The 23,116-nt window shown below is 38.4% G+C and carries 24 protein-coding genes and 2 other annotated features; of the genes, 20 read left to right on the top strand and 4 right to left on the bottom strand.

The annotated features are described in order from the left end of the window. Positions 1 to 89 precede the first annotated feature (89 nt). On the bottom strand, positions 90 to 287 hold the full coding sequence (locus tag F0342_RS09175; protein ID WP_149155654.1) for a hypothetical protein: 198 nt from the start codon (positions 285 to 287) through the stop codon (positions 90 to 92). 415 nt (positions 288 to 702) lie between these two features. On the opposite strand from F0342_RS09175, the gene F0342_RS24780 reads away from it, so the two are divergent. The 4 genes from F0342_RS24780 to F0342_RS09190 all read left to right on the top strand — a co-directional run bounded on the left by F0342_RS24780 (position 703) and on the right by F0342_RS09190 (position 3,497). Next, positions 703 to 885, top strand: coding sequence for a hypothetical protein (locus F0342_RS24780; RefSeq protein WP_188048461.1), 183 nt, complete (start codon positions 703 to 705; stop codon positions 883 to 885). Further along, positions 878 to 1,723, top strand: a complete 846-nt coding sequence (locus tag F0342_RS09180; RefSeq protein ID WP_149155655.1) for an STAS domain-containing protein — start codon at positions 878 to 880, stop codon at positions 1,721 to 1,723. Before F0342_RS24780 ends, F0342_RS09180 begins: the two co-directional genes overlap by 8 nt. A 172-nt stretch (positions 1,724 to 1,895) precedes the next feature. Beyond that, positions 1,896 to 2,876 (top strand): ring-cleaving dioxygenase, encoded by a 981-nt coding sequence (locus F0342_RS09185; protein ID WP_149155656.1) that lies wholly within the window; start codon positions 1,896 to 1,898, stop codon positions 2,874 to 2,876. A gap of 15 nt (positions 2,877 to 2,891) precedes the next feature. Beyond that, positions 2,892 to 3,497: an alpha/beta hydrolase gene (locus F0342_RS09190; RefSeq protein ID WP_149155657.1), complete on the top strand. Its 606-nt coding sequence runs from the start codon at positions 2,892 to 2,894 to the stop codon at positions 3,495 to 3,497. A gap of 44 nt (positions 3,498 to 3,541) precedes the next feature. On the opposite strand, the gene F0342_RS09195 is transcribed toward F0342_RS09190, so the two are convergent. After that, complete coding sequence (locus F0342_RS09195; RefSeq protein WP_149155658.1) at positions 3,542 to 4,459, bottom strand: hypothetical protein; 918 nt, start codon at positions 4,457 to 4,459, stop codon at positions 3,542 to 3,544. 244 nt (positions 4,460 to 4,703) lie between these two features. Here F0342_RS09195 and F0342_RS09200 point away from each other — a divergent pair, with 244 nt between their 5' ends. The 3 genes from F0342_RS09200 (at position 4,704) to F0342_RS09210 (ending at position 7,355) form a co-directional block, all read left to right on the top strand. Continuing rightward, entirely contained in the window at positions 4,704 to 5,777 is a 1,074-nt protein-coding gene (locus F0342_RS09200; RefSeq protein WP_149155659.1) for a bifunctional transcriptional activator/DNA repair enzyme AdaA, read from the top strand. 51 nt (positions 5,778 to 5,828) lie between these two features. Next, positions 5,829 to 6,536: a DNA alkylation repair protein gene (locus tag F0342_RS09205; protein WP_149155660.1), complete on the top strand. Its 708-nt coding sequence runs from the start codon at positions 5,829 to 5,831 to the stop codon at positions 6,534 to 6,536. 213 nt (positions 6,537 to 6,749) lie between these two features. Further along, complete coding sequence (locus F0342_RS09210; protein ID WP_149155661.1) at positions 6,750 to 7,355, top strand: YitT family protein; 606 nt, start codon at positions 6,750 to 6,752, stop codon at positions 7,353 to 7,355. Positions 7,356 to 7,393: 38 nt separating this feature from the next. Here the strand turns inward: F0342_RS09210 and F0342_RS09215 are convergent, their stop codons facing one another. Continuing rightward, the gene (locus F0342_RS09215; RefSeq protein ID WP_188048462.1) at positions 7,394 to 8,170 is read right to left on the bottom strand and encodes an MBL fold metallo-hydrolase; all 777 of its coding nucleotides are present in this window, start codon (positions 8,168 to 8,170) and stop codon (positions 7,394 to 7,396) included. Between the two features lie 176 nt (positions 8,171 to 8,346). Here F0342_RS09215 and F0342_RS24785 point away from each other — a divergent pair, with 176 nt between their 5' ends. The 9 genes from F0342_RS24785 (at position 8,347) to F0342_RS09255 (ending at position 16,897) form a co-directional block, all read left to right on the top strand. Next, positions 8,347 to 8,523, top strand: a complete 177-nt coding sequence (locus tag F0342_RS24785) for a hypothetical protein (RefSeq protein WP_188048463.1) — start codon at positions 8,347 to 8,349, stop codon at positions 8,521 to 8,523. 162 nt (positions 8,524 to 8,685) lie between these two features. After that, entirely contained in the window at positions 8,686 to 8,982 is a 297-nt protein-coding gene (locus tag F0342_RS09220) for a TIGR04104 family putative zinc finger protein (protein WP_188048464.1), read from the top strand. A 107-nt stretch (positions 8,983 to 9,089) separates the two neighbouring features. Then, complete coding sequence (locus tag F0342_RS09225; RefSeq protein ID WP_149155664.1) at positions 9,090 to 10,091, top strand: DUF3231 family protein; 1,002 nt, start codon at positions 9,090 to 9,092, stop codon at positions 10,089 to 10,091. A gap of 327 nt (positions 10,092 to 10,418) precedes the next feature. Further along, on the top strand, positions 10,419 to 10,652 hold the full coding sequence (locus tag F0342_RS09230) for a hypothetical protein (protein WP_149155665.1): 234 nt from the start codon (positions 10,419 to 10,421) through the stop codon (positions 10,650 to 10,652). A 317-nt stretch (positions 10,653 to 10,969) separates the two neighbouring features. Beyond that, positions 10,970 to 11,767: an alpha/beta fold hydrolase gene (locus F0342_RS09235; protein WP_149155666.1), complete on the top strand. Its 798-nt coding sequence runs from the start codon at positions 10,970 to 10,972 to the stop codon at positions 11,765 to 11,767. A 254-nt stretch (positions 11,768 to 12,021) separates the two neighbouring features. Beyond that, the gene (locus F0342_RS09240; RefSeq protein ID WP_262481682.1) at positions 12,022 to 12,786 is read left to right on the top strand and encodes a YwaF family protein; all 765 of its coding nucleotides are present in this window, start codon (positions 12,022 to 12,024) and stop codon (positions 12,784 to 12,786) included. A gap of 58 nt (positions 12,787 to 12,844) precedes the next feature. Beyond that, positions 12,845 to 13,396, top strand: coding sequence for a glycerol-3-phosphate acyltransferase (locus tag F0342_RS09245; RefSeq protein ID WP_262481683.1), 552 nt, complete (start codon positions 12,845 to 12,847; stop codon positions 13,394 to 13,396). Positions 13,397 to 13,430: 34 nt separating this feature from the next. After that, positions 13,431 to 15,041 carry an aminotransferase class V-fold PLP-dependent enzyme gene (locus F0342_RS09250; RefSeq protein ID WP_149155669.1) on the top strand — a complete coding sequence of 537 codons (1,611 nt, stop codon included), beginning with the start codon at positions 13,431 to 13,433 and terminating at the stop codon, positions 15,039 to 15,041. Beyond that, positions 15,038 to 16,897 (top strand): LTA synthase family protein, encoded by a 1,860-nt coding sequence (locus F0342_RS09255; RefSeq protein WP_149155670.1) that lies wholly within the window; start codon positions 15,038 to 15,040, stop codon positions 16,895 to 16,897. Before F0342_RS09250 ends, F0342_RS09255 begins: the two co-directional genes overlap by 4 nt. Positions 16,898 to 17,179: 282 nt before the next feature. Here the strand turns inward: F0342_RS09255 and F0342_RS09260 are convergent, their stop codons facing one another. Beyond that, positions 17,180 to 18,433 carry an ATP-binding protein gene (locus tag F0342_RS09260; RefSeq protein WP_149155671.1) on the bottom strand — a complete coding sequence of 418 codons (1,254 nt, stop codon included), beginning with the start codon at positions 18,431 to 18,433 and terminating at the stop codon, positions 17,180 to 17,182. Between the two features lie 400 nt (positions 18,434 to 18,833). Between F0342_RS09260 and F0342_RS09265 the strand changes: the two genes are divergently transcribed. The 4 genes from F0342_RS09265 (at position 18,834) to thrS (ending at position 22,939) form a co-directional block, all read left to right on the top strand. Further along, positions 18,834 to 19,736 carry a YitT family protein gene (locus F0342_RS09265; protein ID WP_188048466.1) on the top strand — a complete coding sequence of 301 codons (903 nt, stop codon included), beginning with the start codon at positions 18,834 to 18,836 and terminating at the stop codon, positions 19,734 to 19,736. Between the two features lie 200 nt (positions 19,737 to 19,936). Further along, a complete protein-coding gene (locus F0342_RS09270; protein WP_149155672.1) occupies positions 19,937 to 20,248 on the top strand; it encodes a hypothetical protein in 312 nt (103 codons plus the stop codon). Positions 20,249 to 20,293: 45 nt separating this feature from the next. Continuing rightward, complete coding sequence (locus F0342_RS09275; RefSeq protein WP_149155673.1) at positions 20,294 to 21,115, top strand: undecaprenyl-diphosphate phosphatase; 822 nt, start codon at positions 20,294 to 20,296, stop codon at positions 21,113 to 21,115. 71 nt (positions 21,116 to 21,186) lie between these two features. After that, positions 21,187 to 21,408, top strand: a binding site (T-box leader). A 34-nt stretch (positions 21,409 to 21,442) separates the two neighbouring features. Further along, positions 21,443 to 21,665, top strand: a binding site (T-box leader). Positions 21,666 to 21,715: 50 nt separating this feature from the next. After that, a complete protein-coding gene (gene thrS / locus F0342_RS09280) occupies positions 21,716 to 22,939 on the top strand; it encodes a threonine--tRNA ligase (RefSeq protein ID WP_149155674.1) in 1,224 nt (407 codons plus the stop codon). Positions 22,940 to 23,116: the final 177 nt, after the last annotated feature.

A 23,116-nucleotide genomic window follows, 5' to 3' on the forward strand; every position in this document is an offset into this window, starting at 1 on the left:
TAAAAATGAATATTTAGGTAATGAAAGGATTTAATGGTTAGGGGATGAAGGATAATCGGCTTGTAGAGTAATAAAGGGGAAACACAGAGTCAAAAAGAGTGATCTTCTGTTTTAACACTTTGATTACTAAACTTGGTTTCGAGAAATTCCAGTATTCTTTCTTCTGAGAATCCTGTGACCATCGATAGATTGAGTAAACTGGGCTTGATGCCTATTGACATACAGAAATGATAGGCACTTTGGATAGCAAGTGTTTCAATACACCTTCTTGTCAGATTATTTTTCATTCTCTCATCAGCTCCCAACTATTTTGACAAATGGCTAAGTAGTAGGATTACGACATCATATTAAGATTTGCGGTTGGTTTCTAGTAGGAGATTCATATTCATCAAAATAGTATATCGAGGCATACCTGCTGTCTCTTTCTCTGTTAATACCCTCATTATACACTTTATATTGTGAATTGTAGAGATGATTATACAAAAATATGTAATGTTTTCAGAATATACTTATAATTTTTTTGGATTTATATATTTTATAGAGTGTAATAAATGGTATTACTTTGGGGAAACGTGATGAAATCTATAAGATTTAGCCTGATGTTGATTTTGTTTCTTGCTGCGTCTATTGACAGGGGGACGGACCTGTAATGCTCATAAAGAAGTGTGTCTGAATGGAAATTTTGTATGAATATGATATATAATGAAGAATGGTAATAGAAAAAGTCGAAAGCGGATTGGTCGACTCAACTTTAAAGGCATAATCATTAATAAAGAAGAAACTAGAGAAAAGGGTATGATTTCCCAACTACTCTTTGCATCAGACAGAGAAGAAGAAATTGATATAAATTTGTTGGATATCATAGGAGGAATCATACATGCATAGAAATCAGGAACTACATACATTTTTATTAAGTAAGGCTCGTCAATTAACGGAAGATTGGTATAAATCCCTGGATAAAAGCACAACAGGTGGTGTTTATTCTTCCTCAGATCCCAAGGTGATAGAAACTTTAAAAAATCAAAACTTTGAGTTTCACGGCATTCTTTGTAATGTGTTTGCTGAGGAAAAAGAAGCGTTTAATAAGAAAATCGATGAATGGGTCTTGACCATTGCAGAGGATAAGGAGCATTTAGAAACCCCAAATCACTATATTCTTAGAGAATTCATGAGGGTTAGACATCAATACCTGGAATTCTTGAAAGAATATGCCGAAACTCATATGGAAGAAAACATCTTCGAACAATTTAGCCGTTGGAATCAAGTTATTATTGAAGCATTTGATCGGGTTATGTTGCGTTTTGTTGAGCTGCAAACAGAAGTGGTGGAGCAGCAGATCCAATCCCAGCAGGAAGTGATCAATGAATTAAGTTCACCTGTCATATCCTTGAATGGACATACAGCGCTTTTACCCCTTGTAGGTAATATCGATCCTACACGTGCGGAATTAATATTAGAGAATGCTTTGGAACAATGTGTTCATAAGGAAGTTTCTCAATTGTTCATCGACTTATCAGGAGTTGTATTAATAGATACGATGGTAGCCCATCAAATCTTTCAACTAATCGATGCACTTCAGTTGATCGGTGTTAAGCCAATTCTATCTGGGTTACGACCTGAGATCGCACAAACAGCTGTTCAGCTGGGATTGAATTTTGACAACCTGACGATTACTTCTACGTTGTCACAAGCCCTGACTATTAAAAATAATGAAATCGAATAATTAATCATATTAAAACATTCGTACATAGTGTACGGATGTTTTTTTGTGGGGATATTGAAGAGTGTAGAAAAGCAAAAAATATTTCGAAATAAAGTATCTTGAATTAAAGATACTTTTCGTGTATGATAAAGATAGAAACTAAGCAAGAATAATACTAAGGAGTGAATCCATTATGAACTTAAAATCACTTAAAGGGCAGCATCACGTTTCTGCCATTACAGCAAATGCAAAGAAAAATTATGAATTTTACACAAAAACACTAGGACTTCGACTCGTGAAAAAATCAATCAACCAGGACGATACATCCGTCTACCATCTTTTCTATGCAGATGAAAGAGGAAATCCAGGGACGGACCTTACATTCTTTGAAATTCCACATGCGGGTAATACGTATAAAGGGACGAATAGTATTTCATTAACAGCACTGCGAGTGAACACGGATGAGTCGTTAGCTTATTGGAAAAAACGCTTTGAAGAGATGAGCGTTGAGCATGACGAAATTTCTCACCATAGTGGGCGGGCAACACTAAGCTTCCGTGATTTTGAAGGACAGCGACTCATGCTTGTGTCAGATGAAAAGAACGAAGGAGTTCCTGGAGGGAAGCCTTGGGACAAGAGCCCGGTACCCGCCCAGCATGGGATTGTTGGTCTTGGTCCGATTACGCTGACGGTTGCCCGTGGGGAAGATACGGCAATGGTACTGAAAGACGTATTAGGGTTTAGAGAAATAAGGACTTTTCCTTCAGATGTAGATGGACAACCGGATATCCGTGTGTTCGAAACAGGGGAAGGCGGTACTGGTGGAGAGGTTTATCTTGAAGAAAGAAATGATCTTCCACAAGAAAGACCGGGAAGAGGAAGTGTTCATCATGTAGCCTTCCGTGTTGAAGATGAAGATGAATTACGTAAATGGGTAGATTGGGTCACACAAAACCGCTTGCCGAACTCAGGTTTTGTTGAAAGATACTATTTCCGTTCCCTTTACTTCCGTGAACCAAATGGCATTCTCTTCGAACTGGCTACAGACGGACCAGGCTTTGAGACTGATGAAGATTTTGAAAATTTAGGTGAAAATTTATCACTTCCACCATATTTTGAAGCGCAAAGAGATTCCATAGAAGCGAAATTAAAACCATTAAATACAAAAGAGTAACAGGAGGAAGTCAGCTTGAAACATATATTTAAACAAGGAAATAAAGACTTACCCACACTTCTGCTCCTTCATGGAACAGGTGGAGATGAGCGTGACCTATTAACGCTTGCTGATATGATTGAGCCAGATGCTTCTGTATTAAGCGTAAAAGGGAATGTGGATGAAAATGGAATGGCCCGCTTTTTTGCACGCATACGGGAAGGTGTCTTTGATGAAGAGGATTTAGTATTCCGAACGAAGGAATTGAATGAATTCATTGATGAGAGTGCTAAAAACTACGGGTTCGATCGTCAAAATATTGTTGCGTTAGGATACTCCAATGGTGCGAATATCGCGGCAAGTTTAATGTATCATTACAAGGATGCGTTAAAAGGTGGAATTCTGTTTCATGCTATGGTTCCTAGACGAAATGTCAAGCTTCCAGACTTAAGTGACTCACTTGTATTCATTGGTGCAGGAAAGCGAGATCCACTCATCCCCATGCAAGAAACAATGGAACTCGTTAAGAATCTTCAAGATGCCCGAACACAGGTCAGAGAGTTCTGGACAGAAGGTGGACATGAGCTTCGTCGTGAAGAAGTAGATGAAGCGAAAAGATGGTTTGAAGAAAACTTTAAATAATTTTCAGAATCCGGAAGGGGAAATTCTTCCGGATTTTTTTATAATCATTTATAATTAACGCCTTCATACGCATCGAACACTCTTAACATTCCAAGGGTCAATATTCCCTTCCATTCTTCTTGGGCAATAGGCCAGGTCTCGTCATATTGACCGAACCAGGACCAATTCGGCTGCCAATAACCTTTCTGGTGTTGAGTTTCAATTTCGACATTCAATTGCATATGTACCTCCTCTTTTAAGGCTTCATAAAAAGGGGAAGCAGGATGACTGGCTATATGTAATGGTTTCGCTACATATTCATTCCAGCGTGATGGATCGGTACAAACCGTCTTTCGAACGGAAGAAGAAAGAATCTTATAAAGAATGGATTCCGTTTCCCCTTTCACCTCAGAAAGGAGTCGATCATAACAGAGAAAATCATGCATCTCTATTGGGTGTGAAAGTTTGTTTAACTCTGTGGCGGCTCTCTCAGTCCATTCTTTTAATCGAGGGTGTTCTGGACAAAACGAATGGAAATAACCTACTATTTCAGCATTAGGGTTAGCCCAAGTCGTTTGAACGCCGCTATGTCCCTTTTCAGAATCAAAATGCCACCATGGAGCATGGGGAACCAAATTAACCTCTTCAGGCACGGCATGCCAGCCGTTGATTTCCTCATCGTATGTGTCTTGTAGGTAGCTCATCGCTTTTTGAACGATAGGGTGTTCGGCTGAAAGCTTTAAATCCTTTGCATGCTGTAAACCAACGGTTGTTGCCATTGGAGATGAACTGTCCAGGCGGAAATCTGGCTCTAAAGAGCGGCCGAATCCTCCGTCACGATTTTGGAAACGAGATAATTCTTTGATTGCTTCCTCTTTACTACCTTCTTCAAAATAAAAGCTAAATAGCTTTTGTTCAATTGGTCTTGCATGGGTTTTGATATAGGTAGCTGCTGTATTCCATTGTTGTGTTGTCAGTTTCATTAGAGATGCTCCTTTATCGTAATTTAGATTTGAATGATAATTATTCGCTACCATAATACATTATCTATTGGGTGAGAGAATCCCTGCTTGTTACGATAATTAGTTGGAATACAAAGGTCCGTCCCTCAAAAAGGGAGAAGAATAGAAACTTCTATTATTATAAAAATTGATGCCTGATTTTCGGCGGCATCGTTGTTTTATTGAGGTTATAATAAAGGAAGAATGAAATAGTGGAGGAATGAGGATGATTTCAGTCGAACTACAAAGTGAGTATTATCAAGCGTTAGTAGAAAAAAGATCGGAATACGAAGGGGTTTTTTATGTAGGTGTTATAACGACTGGTGTGTTTTGTCGCCCGACTTGTCCGGCTAGAAAACCTAAATTTGAGAACTGTGAATTCTTTGAAACAGCTCAACAAGCCCTTCTGGCGTCGTTTCGACCATGTAAAAGATGTAAGCCCTTATCGCACCCCAATAGTATCTCAGATGTTGTAAAGATGCTGGTAGAGGCTGTGGAAGAAAATCCTGTAAAACGTTGGAAGGATAAGGATTTTCAGGAGCTATCCATAAATGCATCTACTGCACGGCGTCAATTTAAGAGGAGGTTCGGTATGACCTTTGTAGAATATGCAAGAGCTCGCAGGATGGGGATTGCCATGAAGTACATCAGATCAGGATCGATGGTGATGGATGCTCAACTTTCAACGGGATATGAATCAAGCAGCGGTTTCAGAGATGCTTTTTCGAGAATTATGGGAACGCCACCAGCTTTGTCTCATCAACAGCACATACTAAAAGCAGCTTGGATTGATACGAAACTTGGACCGATGATTGGAATTTCCGACGAAGAGGCTTTATACCTGCTGGAATTTGTTGACCGACGCGGTCTCGAGAAAGAAGTGGAGAGAATGAGGGAAAAAACAAAGGCGGCGATCGTTCCCGGATCTACCGGGCCACTTCGTTCCATCGAAAAGGAATTGAACGCCTATTTTGAGGGCACGTTATCAGCCTTCCAAACCAAGTTGAAAATCAACGGCACACCTTTTCAACAAAACGTTTGGAGAGAATTGCAAAGAATACCTTTTGGACAAACCAGATCCTACACTGAGATCGCTCAAAATATTTCCAGTCCGACAGCTGTTCGAGCAGTCGCAAGGGCCAATGGGTGTAATCAGCTTGCGATCATCATTCCTTGTCATCGAGTGATAAGAGCGAATGGAGATCTTGCCGGCTATGCAGGTGGTCTTAACCGGAAAAAATGGTTGATTGATCATGAAAGCAAGATGAATAAAGGAATGAAGGAATCATTCACCAACTAACTCCTTTGAGAAGAATACAAATGAACAAATATGATGAAAAGGTGGTCAAACATGAAAAATGATGAAGTAATGGCAGCACTTGAAGAGATGGGAAACGAACAGACCAAAAATACATATTTACGTCACGGCGCACATGAACCATTATTCGGAGTGAAAATTGGGGATATGAAAAAACTGGTGAAATATGTGAAAAAAGATCAAGGTCTTGCACTAAGCCTGTTCGAATCGGGAAATTTCGATGCCATGTACCTGGCAGGATTATCTGTAAATCCTAAAAAAATGAATAAAGGAATTTTACAGGATTGGGTCAATAAAGCAGATTGGTATATGCTTGCTGAATACACTGTTGCTAATATAACCGCTGAGAGCGACTACGCTATTGAATTAGCGAATGAGTGGATCAAATCGGAAAATGAAATGACGGCAACGGCTGGCTGGAGTGCCTATGCAGGGTATATTAGTATTACCCCAGACCAAGAAATCAATATTGACGAAATTAAACAGTATCTGACACATATTGAAAAAACGATTCATGAAGAGAGAAATAGAGTACGTTACGTAATGAATGGATTTGTCATTTCTGTTGGAGCACATGTAGCTCCGTTGTTAGATGAGGCAAAACAAGTGGCGGAAAAAATTGGGAAAGTAAATGTCGATGTTGGAAATACAGCATGTAAAGTACCTGTAGCCACCAGCTATATAAAGAAGATAGAAGATAAAGACAGAGTCGGAGTGAAAAGAAAGACATGCATCTGTTAATTAGGTAAAGTGAGGTTGGAAAAGAGCTCATATTGAATTTATTTGGCCGGGCTGACGGTATTATTACTATATTTTCAATGAATTTATGCTACTCATAATTGAAGAATTTCAATTAGTCCATAACAAGTCATTTTCATTTCTCTGTTGCAGAAGAAGTGTATAGCTACTAGACTATGAAATAGAGTCCTTTACAGAATCGGGAGCAATGTACAAATGAATGTTGTGAGAAAAGGTACTATTTTAGGTATAGCAGCTAGCATACAAGGGTTGGCAATGGCTATGTTTTTGTTTCCCCATTTTATCCCTTCAGGTGGCGCTGCAAGTGTGAGTGTGCTATTAAACTATTTGTTGCATGTCCCATTTGCCATTACGCTATGGGTGTTAAATGCTGCTCTTTTACTAGCTGCGGTTAAATGGTTAGGAAAAGAGAATGCACTTTGGACCATGTATTGTGTGACAATCACGTCGTTTGTAGTTAATTTCTTGAATTCTCATTTAATCGGAACAGTTTCATTTGTTTTCGTCGATCTATTGATTGGCAGCATCCTTTTCGGAATCGGAATAGGGATCCTTTTCAGGATGGGAGCATCCTCTGGAGGGATGGACATTTTAGCACTTATTATTTCAAAGCTAAAAGGGTACACCCCAGGGAAGACTTTATTTGTCATTAATGGCAGTGTGTTACTTCTAACAGGAATCGTAGTAGATTTAAAAATCATTCTTTTTGCCTTAGCCTGCCAATTCATTGGAACAAGAATCCTGGATATTATTTGTCAGGTGGAATACAAACGAAGCCTCAACCGCCTTGAAAATCAGTAAACAGAAGGTCCGTCCCTATTGAGGGACGGACCTTCTGTTTACGATATTTCTTTGATGATGGATTTGACTGTGTGTTCTGGTGAGTTTTCGAAAAGTGAAATATATTGAAAAAGTTTGTTTTTGGGAAGCAGGTGCTTTCTAATTTCTTTAGCCGTTTTTCCCTCCAGGTGTGCTTTCGTAACGGCTTCTTGAAGGTTTTGAAGATAGGCGAGTTTCTTCTCTAAAAGCTTTCTTCCTTGCTTCAAGTATCCTTGATGCGAACAATACACTTCTTGAAAGGAATACTGCAGGGTTCTGTCAATTGATCGAATGAGCTCAGGTACAGATTCAAATGAAAAATTAGAAGTAGGAGAATGGAATAAGTATAAATCACCTGAAAAGCAAATGCCCTTTTCTTCATCAATGAGAACGATGTGATCATCAGCGTGTCCTGGTGTATGAACAATTTGAAACGAATGCTCGGCCGTTTTAAATACGTCTTCTTTAAGTGGCAACGGGTGAAATGCCTGGCGGTTATGCCAGAACATAGCTCTGTAAAAAGGCAGTTTAGTGCTGTGAGAGCACTTTTGTACCCCTAACGGATGAATCCATTGAGGAATGGAGTAAAACCTTTCAATCCATGAACTGTTACCCGTGTGATCCTCATGATGATGAGTATGAATCACTCGTTGGATAGGTAGCTCTTTTACAATATTCCTCACTTCGTTTTTCATACTGTAAGGTCCTGTATCAATAAGGACATCGTCGACTCGAAAAATGTATACCGGCATTTTTTGACGCATTGTTTGAACGTTTAATTTAAATGATTGTATCAATTCAGTTACCCCTTTTGATTTAGTGTTATAGTACATAGTTCGAATGAAAGTTGAGAAATCCTGCATGAATTCATTTTTTTGAGGGGAATATCCTTAACCAAGATAACTAAATGGATGTACATGGTATAATTTACTATAATTGGTGTATCAAACGATTTTAAAGGGGTTTTTAATGTATGAAAGGGAAACAGAAGTCCTTGCTCTTAATCCTGACCATCATGATGGTGATCACCATTATATTGCTGGATAAAATGGGCTTGAAAAAAGCAATTGAGTCTTGTGAGAACCATGGCACTGTAGCAGAGGTGGAAGAGGGAATCCTGTCATGGAATGTATCATGTGAAGAAAAATAATAATGATATTGAATTAAATAATGTTTAATTTTGTAAAAGGGGTATGGGTTTGCGGACCCTTCCATGAATTACGAGGGACGGACCTCATTAACATCTACTCCTGAAAGAGTTATAATGGTAAACTAGAGAAAAAAGCAGATAATTTACATAGGGGGAAATGCTTTGCAGAAGTGTAATGTATGTAAGAATCAGTTTCAATGGAAAGAGTTATTATTCTCCATTTGGAGGTCTTATAAACCTATTGAATGCAGTCAATGTGGTAAAAAACATACGATTAATTTCACCTCGAAATTTATTGTTACTTTTCTCATCATTGTTCCAGCGGTTGTATTCGGATTATTGGTTGCGCCCGAACAGGGGTTATCAAAGCCGCTCACGTTTGGTTTAATCGTATTATTGGCCATTATTATTTCACTATTTCTTCCGTTATTTGTGAAATATGAATATAGGAACAGATAAGAAAGAGAGCTGCCGGTCACAGGCAGCTCTTTTCCATTACCATAAATTATCCAGTATAATTTACAAGATTAGGAAAACGCTAAGAGAAAAAGAAAAGGAGTCGTAACATGGAGGACAAAGACATAAGATTGACTACCGCAGAAATCTCCGCTTTGTGGACGACTTATATTAAGTGCTCGGCTTTAAATTGCTTTTACACACATTTCCTTACATACCTGAAAGACGAAGGAATCAAATTCATCATCGAAGAAAGTCTACAGACAAACGTAGAGATAATGAGAAAGATTAAGTCTCTTTTTATGTCCGAAGGATTTCCTGTACCAAAGGGCTTCACTGATAGGGACATAGATACAACCGCACCACCCTTATATACTGATTTGTTTGCTCTTAGTTTCGTTTACCGCGGAGGTCAGGTAACGAGCAGTCATTACACTACTATAGTGGGGGCCGTTGCCCGTAATGATGTATATGACCTTTTTGAAGAAGCGGTCACGAAATCATTATCACTATATAAACAATCATTACAATTAATGTTGGAAAAAGGGATTTATGATCGTCCACCAAAAATGAATTATCCCCATTCGATAGAATACATTTCAGAGCAGCCATCTTTATTGGAGAGCTGGTTAGGTGAAACAAGGCCACTTAATGCATTGGAATTGAGCGAATTATTCTTTGTTATTGAGAGAAATTGCATCGGAATCATTCTATTGAAAGGATTTATACAAGTTTCAAAAGATATCGAAGTGAAGAACTATCTCAAAAAAGGAAAAAAATTAAGTGAAAAGCAGATTACCACTTTTAATAATGTCCTGGTAAAAGATGATTCATTTCCCACTTATCCAGTATCCATGGAGGTAACAGATTCAAATGTGGCCCCATTTTCAGAAAAATTGATGCTTTTTTTTATCTCTTCTTCAAACTCAGTGGGGCTGTCAACACTTTGTCACGCCATCACGATGTCTACAAGGAAGGATTTAGCCGTTCATTATACACTTTTTGTGACAGAAATCATGAAGTATGGTGCAGATGGTCTTAAACTGTTAGTTGAACGTGGATGGATGGAGCAGCCACCACAGCAGAAGAGTCGTGAGGACTTGAAGGATTGAATTCGATATGATTTGGAGGTATGTTGATATGGTTTCGAAGATTCTATTTATTTTTCTAATTGGAATGATAACGCTGCTGAAGGTTGATTTAATAAAAAATCGGGTTATAAATGCAGTGCGTTATAAGCTTTCTAGTGTGGTATCGGCATTTTATATGGTGCGGTAGTAAGACATATTAAAGAAAATGTATCCAAATCTTATATTTAGGTTTGGATCTTTTATTTTGTTTTAGTAAAATCTTGAGAGTGAATTTATTCAAAGTTACACTGTTAATATGGAAAGAGTGTGTAAAATAAAATCCAACTGGAAAGCGGAATGATTGGCGTCATGGGTATAACAATACGTGAAGATACAAAGTATAGTGAAGTATTGTCATTTGGGATTTTACAAGAATTCAAGATTCATAAGGGTAAAATGATTTGTGTGTTAATGAACGAGGCAAGGTCAAGGGGAGCCGATACAATTACGTTTCATGCTTCAGATATTCCTGAAAAGGATATCCAAAATGAGTTGGGTTTAAGTGAGTTTACGAAAGATATCATGTTGGTGAAGGAAATTTAGGCTTCTTGTTACCGAGGTAAAAACCATGATGATAGAAGGGCTGTAAATGTAAGGGATTTCTAAAATTGTCAGGTAATCTCCCATTCATCACAAAATGTTCGGAATTTCTTCAGCTATTATATGACAAAGCGACTTCAGATAGTATAGAATAATAGATAATTAAGGTAAGGCTTCAAGAGCATAGAGTGCATCATGCAATTGTTTTGAAAATCGATTTTCACATTAATGATAGTTAATAAAAGTAAAACGGTTCTCGAATAATTGGCCTGATTCATTTCATTCTTTTGGTAGGTTGTGCTGTTTTAAGGAGAGAATTGATGCTAGAATACAACGTTCATCAAGGAGTCGGCAAAGAGTATGTGGTGTTTCTCCATGGAATTGGGGGAAACTCAAGAATTTTCAGCAAGCAGCTCGATATATTCAAGAAATCTTATAATGTAATAACGATTCATTTGCCGGGGCATGGAGAGTCCCCCAGTATTGAATCATATAATGAAAAATTCACAATTGATTTAAATGTGCGTGAAGTTCTTAAGGTACTTGATCATCTGAAAGTGGAACGGGCTCATTTTATCGGCATTTCCCTGGGCTCGGTTCTAATACACGCTTTGCTTCAAACTGCTCCAAATCGCGTAAAAAGTGCAGTTTTAGGAGGAGGGATAACAAGGTTTAATTTACTTTCCAATACACTTCTTAAAATTGGTGATGCAGTAAAAAATATGATTCCATTTATGTGGTTATATATAATTTTCGCCTATATTATGATGCCTAAAAGCAATCACAGAGTTTCACGAAAATTATTCATCCGCGAAGCAAAGAAAATGAACCGTAATGATTTTCTCGGGTGGTATCGGCTTACCCCTTATGTGAAATCAACATACGCTTCTGTACAAGAAAGGGCTTCTCATATTCCCAAGCTTTACATATCCGGGAAAGAAGATCACCTATTTGTACAGTCTCTTGATCAGGATACAAAAGGAGACCCATCTGCTACGAAAGTGTTCATTGAAGATTGCGGACATGTTTGTAATGTTGAGAAGCCAAGGGAATTTAATCGACTGGCACTTGATTTTATTTATAAGAACCAGGGTGTACAATTACGCAAGGTTCAATAAAAACAGATGTTTCCCATTTCCTTATCGAGATGGGAGTTTTTTTGTGAATGCCTGTATTCTCATGGAATGAAAATTAGAGTGTAGAGAAATCTCTGTTAAGTAATCTGATGGTTCTTAGCAGGGATTTTTTTGTCTATGGTTAAGGATTTAGAGCGAGGGAATAGGGAGTGATGGAGGGCAATGAGTGGGTGATATTCTTTTGGGAGGTCCGTCCCTTAAAGGAATTGATGAAGTATTAAGAGAATATAGTAGCTATGCGTGTGCTAAAGGCGGGTGAGGGTTTCGTGAAAGAGATGTTGAATTTCAGGTATGAGGAGTATCCTTTTGAGTTGTTTTCGGTATCCCATGTGGCAGCAATGATTGTCTCGTTCGGATGTATGATCGGTTTGTATGTGCTTAGAAATCGATTTAGCTGCAGAGGTAAGGGTGTGCTGAAATGGCTTCTCGTGGTGCTGCTGGTTTTTAGTGAAGCATTATTTCAGATTTGGTACTTTATTAATGATCATTGGGATGTAGCCATTAATTTACCGTTTCAATTATGTTCCATCTCATTGTATTTGTGCGCGGTCATGCTTATTACGAAAAACTATAGAATCTTTGAAATCAGTTTTTTTGCCAGTATGGTAGGTGCTTTTATTGCCATCGTGACACCTGAGTTGTTTTTTGGATTTCCCCATTTTCGTTATTTTCAATTTTTCTTAGCCCATTTGGCGATTGTATTATCCTGTTTGTACATGGTATGGATCGAAGGCTTTACATTGACGTTCCGGTCTATGGTGAGGGCATTCATTGCTTTAAATCTGATCGCTGTCATCGTGTTCATGGTGAATAGATTGGTAGGAGCAAATTATATGTTTCTTTCTCATAAACCGTATAATGCAAGTCCCATAGACTATTTAGGCGAGTATCCCTTCTACCTCCTGGCTCTTGAAGGTGTCGCCCTTATATTATTCAGCCTTCTTTATTTACCGTTTTATCTCATTAAAAATAGGAAAAGTGGAAGAAATGTAAATAAATGAAACTTTCCTGGGTTTCAATCCGTCTATTAACATATAAGAAAAGTCAGGTGTAGGAATGATGAGTAATAGTATTATCATAAGTATTATCATTTTGGTTTCTTACGGTTTAGGAAGTATAACAGGTGCTTATTATATAGTGAAAATGTTTACCGGTGAAGATATTCGTAAATTGGGAAGCGGAAATGTCGGAGCGACGAATGCGGGTCGAGTTATAGGGAAAAAAGGTTTTCTTCTGACGCTGCTGATAGATGTCGGGAAAGTAATTCTTGCATTAATGATTACGGCACAACTGGCAGAAGGTGAGAGTTACTTTGTTCTCAGTTCTATATTTGTTATGATCGGACATCTGTTTCCAATCCAGCTTGGACTTCACGGTGGAAAGGGAGTAGTTGCTTATTTAGCATCTGCATTATTTCTTAATCCCCTTACCATTGGGGTTTTCGCCATCACTATGGGAATTTCATATATGATTCTGAGAAAATACACCATTGCCGGATTTCTTTCAATGGCAACCATTCCGATTACGGCATATGTGATTGAGGGTTCATTCACCATTTTTATCGGATTATTGTCACTTTTTGTGACCGTTCTGTTGGTCCATAAACGCTGACTGCAGTAATCTGTCGATCATAGGAGGTACGAGAATGGAAAACCTTTCTCTTCAGTATAAAATTGCAAGTGAATCAAATGAGTTTCAACAAATCTATACATTAAATTATCAGACCTTTGTAGAAGAAATACCTCAGCACGAAGGAAATTCAGAACGCAAACTGATTGATAAGTTTCATGATGAAAATACATATGTTATTGCTAAAGATGAAGCTGAAGTTGTGGGCATGATCGCAGTTCGTGCCAAGCGTCCCTTCTCTTTGGATTTAAAACTGAAAAATCTTAATGAATATTTGCCGGCTGATGCCGTTCCTTGTGAAATTCGCTTATTATCTGTAAAAGAAGCATATAGAAGTACGAGGGTATTTTATCAATTATGTGAGCGATTAGTATCTTATTGTTTGGAAAAAGGATATACGATGGCTCTCATTTCAGGAACGGTTCGTCAGCTGAAGTTGTATAAACGAATCGGTTTTCAGCCTTTTGCCGATCTCGTGGGGGAGGAAGGGGCAAAATTTCAGCCAATGTATTTAACCCGTTGTAGCTTCGAAAATTCGACGAAAGCCTTTCAGCGATTAATGATTCGCATAAAAGAAAGTTCAGTTCCACTTTCTTTCCTTCCTGGGCCGGTTCCACATCATGAAAAAGTAGAAAAAGCTTTCAAAGGAGAAGCCGTTTCTCATAGAAGCATCTCGTTTATTGATGAAATGGAAGAAGTAAGAAGATCATTATGCGAGATAACAAACGCAAACTATGCAGAAGTTGCAGTGGGAACGGGCACCCTATCTAATGATATGGTTGCAGCTCAGCTGAAATGTTTGTCTGGCAGTGGCCTAATTCTTTCAAACGGAGAATTTGGGTCCAGGTTGATTGATCATGCAAACAGATTTGGTTTACATTTTCATACGTTCGAAAAGGCTTGGAATGAAGCAATTTCTTTAGGCGAAGTGGAAAGCTTACTCCAGGAAAAACAAAATATAAAATGGCTTTGGACGGTTCATTGTGAAACGTCGACAGGCTACCTGTATGACCTGAACGGGCTACTTTCTCTTTGTAAAAGGTATGGAGTGGAGCTATGCATCGATGCCTGTAGTTCTGTTGGGACCATTCCAGTTGACTTTAAGGAAGTGTACTTTGCCACAACGGTCAGTGGGAAGGGATTAGGCTCTTATCCCGGTCTCGCCATTGTATTTCATCGAGATGAAATACAGCCCAGCCCATCAATTCCAAGGTACCTGGATATCGGAATGTACCGGGTGAATGGAAGCATCCCATTTACCCATTCATCTAATCTAGTAAGTGCTCTAAGTAAGGCACTGCATTTTATTGAGTATGAAATTCATGAAAAATTAGCTCTGAGAGTAAGGTGTGTGTTAACTCAAGGAGGATTTCATATACTAGGGGATGAAAACTATTCTCCTGGAGTGATTACAATTGCACTTGAGAGGGAACAGTGTAGTAGACTGTTTGGGGATGTTTGTAAAGCTAGAGGTATTTTATTAAGCTACGAAAGTGACTATTTAGTTAAGAGAAATTGGGTGCAGGTAGCACTTATGGGAAGACAGGATGAACGAAAGGTTTTGGAAGCAATGAAGATACTCAACAAAGAATATCAAAGTAATATCGATTCAAGGGATATGAAATGAGTAGGATATCCCGTATTATATCTCGATTTAAGACTTATAAATTAATTGGTTTTGCACTCGTATCCTTATGGTTAAAGACCGTGTTAGTTTCTTTTATTGGGTTTAATTTACGTATCGAATCCTTATTGGACTTATTACTCATCATATTCAATCCTCTTGGCTCGTTAATGCTATTAATTGGATTCAGTTTTTACTTCTCAAAGAAGATAAAACCCGCTGTTGTAGTCCTTGTTATGGGGATTGCAACCGGGCTCTTATACGGCGATCTATTATATTTTCGATTTTACTCAGATTTTATTACCGTTCCGATTTTATTTCAGTTTAAAAATGTGGGGGGGATCGGACCAAGTACCTTTGAACTGATGAGTCCCTGGGATCTCCTCTTAATTGTAGATTTCCTTCTTGTCGGGTGGTTATTAAAGAGAAAGTGGACGGCTACTTCTTCCATAAAGGTCTCAAGGAGGTGGAAGCTTTCATATATCGGGTTGAGTCTAGTTTTACTGCTCGTAACTGTAGGATTGGGGCTGATGAAATCTCCATATTTATTTGCTGAATCCTATGACAGAGAGCAAATTGTCAAATCAGTGGGACCATACAATTATCACCTATATGATATTGGGGTTGAAGCTACGGTACCTTTCACCAAGATGCTTGCCAGTAAATCAGACACAGAAGCGTCCATTAAATATACACAATCCAAGAAACACAACAACTCAGATTTGTTCGGTGTTGCTGACGGAAAAAATGTTGTATTGATCAGTATGGAATCTACCCAAAATTTTGTCATCAACCAAAAAGTCGACGGAGAAGAAATCACACCTTTTTTAAATTCTTTAATCAAGGATAGTTTTTATTTCAATCATATTTATGATCAGACTGCTCAAGGGAAAACCTCAGATTCTGAATTCATGATCGATACAGGTTTATACCCTCTAGCAAGCGGTTCAGCATTTGTTCGCAAACCGGATAACCGTTACAAAAGCATGCCCAATATTTTGGAAAAGAAAGAAGATTATTATGCGGCAGTTTTCCATGGCAATGATCGTACTTTTTGGAATCGTGAAATAATGTACGAATCGTTAGGCTACAACCGTTATTTTTCGAAGAAAGACTTCAATGTTACGGAAGAAAACTCTGTTAACTACGGATTAAAGGATATCCCGTTCTTTGAGCAATCCATTTCGTATCTTGAGAAATTACCTCAACCGTTTTACACGCGTTTCATTACGCTGACCAATCACTTCCCTTTTTTATTAGAAGAAGAGGATAAACTTATTCAAGAGGCTACAACAAATGAGGATGTTGTGAACCGTTACGTATCAACCATACGTTATGAGGATGAAGCGATTAAAACATTGTTTAACAGGCTTAAGAAAAACGGAATGTATAAAAACACGATTTTTGTACTATATGGAGACCATTATGGCATCTCCGAAAAATATGAAAATGGAGTGTTCGAGCTTTTAGGGCAGGAAGACACTCCAGTGAATCATGTGAAACTTCAACAAGTTCCACTCATTATCCATGTGCCTGGTGAAAAGGGAAAAACGATCGAAACGATAGGCGGAGAAATCGATATTCGTCCAACTATTCTCCATTTATTAGGGATTAAAACGAAGGATAATCTTTCATTTGGACATAATCTATTCACTCGAAAAGAAGATCATCCTGTTATTTTCAGGGATGGTGATTTCGTAACTGAAGAGTACGTCTATAAAGACAATATTTGCTATGATAAGAGCAGTGAAGCATCGACTTCTGAATCATTATGTGAGCCGTTTAAAGAAACTGTAAGAAAAGAGTTAGGCATGTCTGATGATATTATTTATGGAGATTTGTTGAGGTTCTTAGATTAGACGAAGAAAACCCGGCTCTACTATAGAGTCGGGTTTTGTATTGGATAATTGATTGTCTATAATATTATTATGTAAACTTAAGGTCATTCTTTTTTCGTTCACGATTTTCAAAAAGTCCTATTCGAAGTAGGAATGTCCATCTTTTGCTCATTGTATTTAGCCTCCCAGCAGGTTGCTGAGAACTGGGAAATCTTGATAGATTAAGTGTATCATAGATTAAGAGAGATGAGATTATTCCAATAAAAAAGCTCAGGATTAAATTCCCTAAGCTTTTGGTGATGATTATTGTTTGGTTGTGAGAGGTAGACGAATCTTCACGACAGTACCCCTATTTAACTCACTTTCGTACTCGATCATTCCACCCATTTCACGAATGATTTTATTCGTCACCATGCTTCCGAGACCGGTGCCCTTTGTTTTCGTAGTGTAAAAAGGTAAACCGATCTTTTTCAACTCATCCCCAGTCATTCCTTTTCCCGTGTCTGAAATATTGATTACCACACTGTCCCTGGAAAAGTCTTCTTTTAAAAAGAGGGTGATTTCTCCATGTTCCTCAATGGATTCAATTCCGTTCTTTATGACGTTCATAATTGCTTGCTTCATATGATGCTCATCACCCTTAATATAATGGGTTCCATCTTGGTTAAATAGTATCGAGGTATTCGAATAGGAGGCAAATGGTCTTAGTAAGTCGACACAGTCCTGAAGCACTCTTTCAAGGTTGAGTGTAGACAGCTGAAATTCACTTGGTCTTGCTACGCTAAGGTAGTCTGTGATGATTTTATTCGTACGATCTAATTCATTCAGAATAAGAGGGGAGTACCTTTTAAACTGTTCATCATCAGAGTCCTCGCTTAGATGCTGTATGAATCCTCTTACAGTTGCAAGGGGATTGCGAATCTCATGGGCAATAGAAGCCGCCATCTGTCCCACCATATTCAATTTGTCAAGATACACCATTTCTTCGATCTGCCTGTTCGTGTGAATCAAATGTTCAATAATGAATACCAGAGCCACAAAAGTAAAATAGAAAACAGTGAAATAAATAAAATAAAACGGCAAATGGAGAATAGGAATAAAGCTGTTGATAATCGTGATGTAAAACAATGAATGGAACAGGAAGATAATTGTACTCCCCAGTAATTTATATTGTGTCTTTAATAACATCTTACGAAAGAGAATACCAATTACAAACGCCAGGACGGAGACAGCAATTCCAACCATGACATATGGACCGCCTATTAAATAGCGGAAGATGATCACGCACCCTAAAACGATTGATCCTGATAATAATCCGGCGTATATCGTTGCTATTAAAATGGCGATCATGCGTAAGTCAAAATGAGTTTTTCCAAGGGTTTCAATCGGATAAAGCATACATAATAAAGCCCCAAAGGATGCGATCAGACCATAAGTGATTTTATGTTTAAAATGTGGAACTTGTTTTTCTTTAAATGGAAATAATACGTTAGCATTATACGTAAATGAAAACAAAATTGTAATATTGACCAACAAAGTTTTGATTAATGTAATCAAAGAAAAGCCTCCAAAACCTAATTTACCTGGAAACAGAAAACAGTTCCAGCCTATCCAAAATATGAATATACAAGTATTAAAAATACTTCATTTTCCCCTTTGAGTCAAATTTAATTGGCTGAGGGACGGACCTTGAAATGATAAATAGAAAATGGCTGGATAACTTGATTAACATGATTAAAACAAGGTATTCGTAATGCCAATGAAAGTTGGATGGTGCTCATATAGAGGTCCGTCCCTCACTATAAGCAGGTATTTTGAAGCTGATAATAGAATATATAAGTTATACAAGCTGGTTTTAGTGCACTTTAGGGTATGTTTGTTACATAGATCATTTTGATTCCAGTGAGATGAGTTCAGTAGTTGTCGCGGGATGTTTATCTTTGGAGGAGGGATGAAGATGATTGAAGGACAGGGAATAAATCAATTGCAGCAAGTGAAAATAAAGCATAAGAAGATTCCTCTTAAAGAGGTAGTGAAAAGAGCTGTCCTCATTACCATCGGGGCGATGATCATGGCGGTTGGCCTTGAAATATTTCTAGTCCCGAACCAGGTCATTGATGGAGGAATCGTTGGTGTCTCGATTATGCTCTCCCATATTACAGGCGTTAAGCTTGGTCTTTTCATCTTTATCCTTAATATCCCCTTTTTCTTCATCGGATATAAACAAATCGGAAAAACCTTCGCATTCTCTACACTATACGGAATTATTATACTATCGATTTCAACCACATTTCTTCACCCGGTAGCTGCCTTCACCCAAGACATTCTGCTGGCTTCTTTATTCGGCGGGATCGTTCTTGGAATAGGAGTGGGTATGGTCATTCGTTACGGCGGATCTCTTGATGGAACGGAAATCCTTGCTATTTTATCAAGTAAAAAGCTTCCCTTCTCTGTCGGTGAAATCATCATGTTCGTCAATCTGTTCATTTTGGCTTCCGCGGGATTTGTATTCAGCTGGGACAGAGCCATGTATTCACTTCTGGCTTATTACGTAGCTTTTAAAATGATAGATATTACCATTAAAGGACTGGATGAATCCAAATCGGTTTGGATCATTAGTGAAAATTACAAGGAAATCGGTGATGCCCTCTTACACCGACTGGGTAGAGGAGTGACCTATTTAAAAGGAGAAGGCGCATTTTCAGGAGATGATAAGAAAGTGATATTCTGCGTCATCACTCGTCTGGAGGAAGCGAAACTGAAAGACATCGTTGCAGAACATGATCCGTCCGCCTTTCTAGCCATCGCTGATATAGCAGAGGTAAGAGGTGGGAGGTTTAAGAAGAAAGATATTCATTAGACGTAAGAGAAAAGCGCGATAGAGGGTAGCCTTTATTGTGCTTTTTGTTGATTTGAACCAGGAAATTGATCGATTATGCTTTTTTCGTGAAAATTCGGATTCATTGGAAGTGCTCTGTTCAGAAGCGTATATTTCCTTATTGTCGTCCCCTCCCGGTTATAGTATGATAAGCTAGATTATCACGAAAGGGGGGGGAGAGAGTGAAGAAAATTATGTTGCTTGTGCTATTTTGCAATTTTGGATTTTTCCAGCAGATTAACGATATTCAGGCTCATAGGGGGGAAGAAGTCATTCAAGATCAAGCTCAGATTGCCTATCTTGACGATGATTCTTTCTCATTAACTCCTTCTCTTGTGACGAAGAAAATAGAAGATAAAAGCAGAATTCCTTTTAAAAGAATTCTGACTCTACTTCCTCCCACTCTTTCCAGTGACGGATCATGTTCCCATTATCGTGGGGATTCAACCGGGTTTGGGGTCATCGTGAAATACCACTCCAACTATCTTTCTTGACTGTCATATTCACAGTCTGATTAAACGATAGAGGAGAAATGATAAATGGACGTCATCATGTTAATAAAAGCATTCATATTGGGTATGGTGGAAGGGTTAACGGAGTTTGCTCCTGTATCTTCCACTGGCCATATGATTGTAGTAGACGATTTATGGATCCAATCGAAAGAAGTATTGGGTAAATATCCGGCAAATACGTTCAAAGTTGTGATCCAACTAGGCTCAATTTTAGCAGTTGTCATTGTATTTAGAGAGAGATTTAAAGATTTACTCGGATTGAATCAACGGACCGCAAGTAAATCATCCAATTTAAAAGTAACCCACATACTGGCTGGATTAATTCCTGCAGTGATTCTAGGCTTGTTATTTGAGGATTATATCGATGAGCATCTTTTTTCGCTTAATACAGTTCTGGCTGGTTTAACGATCGGTGCTTTCCTCATGATTGCAGCGGATTTGTTTCGTCCCAAAAGCGCCACAGTGGAAAACGTCGACCAGATAACACATAAAAAAGCGCTGGTGATCGGGCTTATTCAATGCTTATCATTATGGCCAGGTTTTTCGCGGTCAGGATCCACCATTTCTGGAGGAGTGTTACTTGGATTAAGCTACCGGGCAGCATCAGATTTCACATTCATTATGGCGGTACCCATCATGCTGGGAGCAAGTTCGCTTTCTCTTATGAAGAACTGGATGTATTTTACCCCTGAGTTTTTACCGTTTCTTTTGGTAGGGTTCTTAAGTGCATTTCTATTTGCTTATCTGTCGATTCGCTTTTTCCTAAAGGTGATTAATAAAATCAAGCTAATTCCTTTTGCGATCTACCGACTTGTTCTAGTCGCGATTATTTTTCTTGTTTTTATCTAATCACTATTGACAGTTAGAAAATACTACCATATAATTTCAATAACAAATTTCTTCTATTTTGAATATACTATACGAAAGCAAAGATGAGGACATGATTCATTCCGTTTTTTCTTGATCAGAGAGCAGGGTCACCGGCTGAGAGCCCTGAAGAGAAAAGAATGATTTACCACCTCGGAGCTATTATGGTGAAATGTCAGTATCCATAATCGGGAAAACCGTTATCTTACTTAAGCGAAGAGTAATATTTTACACTTCTGAATTAGGGTGGAACCACGACCGCACTCGTCCCTTGGTTAGGGATGGGTGCGGTTTTTTTATTAATTGAATAATAAAGTGTTGAAGAGGACACGAATCATTTGCTGTTTTTCTTACCAGAGAACAGGGTCACATGGCTGAGAGCCCTGAAGAAAAGGAAATGATTTACCACCTCGGAGCTATTATGGTGAAATGTCAGTATCCATAATCGGGAAAACCGTTATCAACTTTGAGCGGAGAGCTATGTTTAGCACTTCGGAATTAGGGTGGTACCACGACCGCATTCGTCCCTTGTTAGGGATGAATGCGGTTTTTTATATAAAAAAATGAATAGGAGGAAACAAAATGTCAATTCAATCTGAAGTAGAAAAAAGAAATCACAGGAAACTAGGTCAGGAGCTGGAGTTATTTGTATCGATGGAGGAGGCACCCGGGATGCCCTTTTATTTACCGAAAGGGATGCTATTACGGAATGAGTTAGAAGACTTTTGGAAGAGGGAACATAGGAAAGCTGGATACCAGGAGATTAGAACTCCCATTATGATGAAGCAGGAGCTATGGGAAAAGTCAGGCCACTGGAATCATTACCATGAGAATATGTATTTCTCAGAAGTAGATGATCAGAAATATGCAATCAAGCCAATGAGTTGTCCAGGGGCAGTATTGATCTATAAAAACAAGAGAAGAAGTTATCGGGAATTACCCCTTCGTTACGGTGAACTGGGTTTAGTTCATCGACATGAGCTATCGGGTTCATTAAGTGGATTATTGAGAGTCCGTTCCTTCACTCAGGATGATGCTCATCTATTTGTAAGGGAAGATCAGATTCGGTCGGAGCTTCATAAAGTATTGGATCTTATTGATCTCTTCTATAGTAAATTTGGGTTTGACTATAAGGTTGAGCTTTCGACTCGTCCGGAAGATTTTATGGGCTCCGTTGCATTATGGGATAAAGCTGAAGGAGATTTGGAAGGTGTGTTGAAAGAGAGAGGAGTCAACTATCATGTTAATAAAGGAGACGGTGCGTTCTACGGACCAAAAATAGATTTTCATATATTGGACGTTATTGGTCGAAGCTGGCAATGTGGTACGGTTCAACTTGATTTCCAAATGCCTGAAAAATTCGAGTGTGAATATATTGATGAAGACAATGAAGCAGTCAGACCGATTATGATTCATCGAGCGATTTACGGTTCGATCGAACGTTTTATGGCAATCATCATTGAACATTTCGGAGGGGATTTTCCACTTTGGTTAGCTCCCCACCAGGTCAAAATCCTTCCTATCTCCGACGCACATTTCCAATATGCTCAAGGAGTGAAATCACAGTTAGAAAGAGAAGGCTTTAGGGTGGAAGTCGATGATCGTGTAGAAAAAGTAGGTCTGAAAATCAGGGAAGCAGAAATGCAAAAAGTTCCTTATATGATGGTAATAGGAGACAAGGAAATCAAGGGTGAAGTCATTTCATTACGTAAGAGAAGGGGAGGAAATGTTGGTATGTTAAGAATAAAAGAAGTTATATTGAAATTACAAGAAGAAGTAAACGGCTTAAATAGTAAGGCAAACTAAATTAAAAAGTCCACTTGACTATTTCCTGTATTTTCTATACAATTAGAGAAGGAAAATTCTGAATAGTGCGAGAGGGGGAGGAGGAATGTTTATTAATCATCAATTATATTTCGGCATTTCTTCTCCTATATAAAGAGCTAAAAGGGTATTCATAACCTTTTTAGTTCTTTTTTTATG

This window comes from Bacillus sp. CH30_1T, assembly GCF_008364765.1.
GTDB lineage: Bacteria > Bacillota > Bacilli > Bacillales > Bacillaceae_B > Rossellomorea.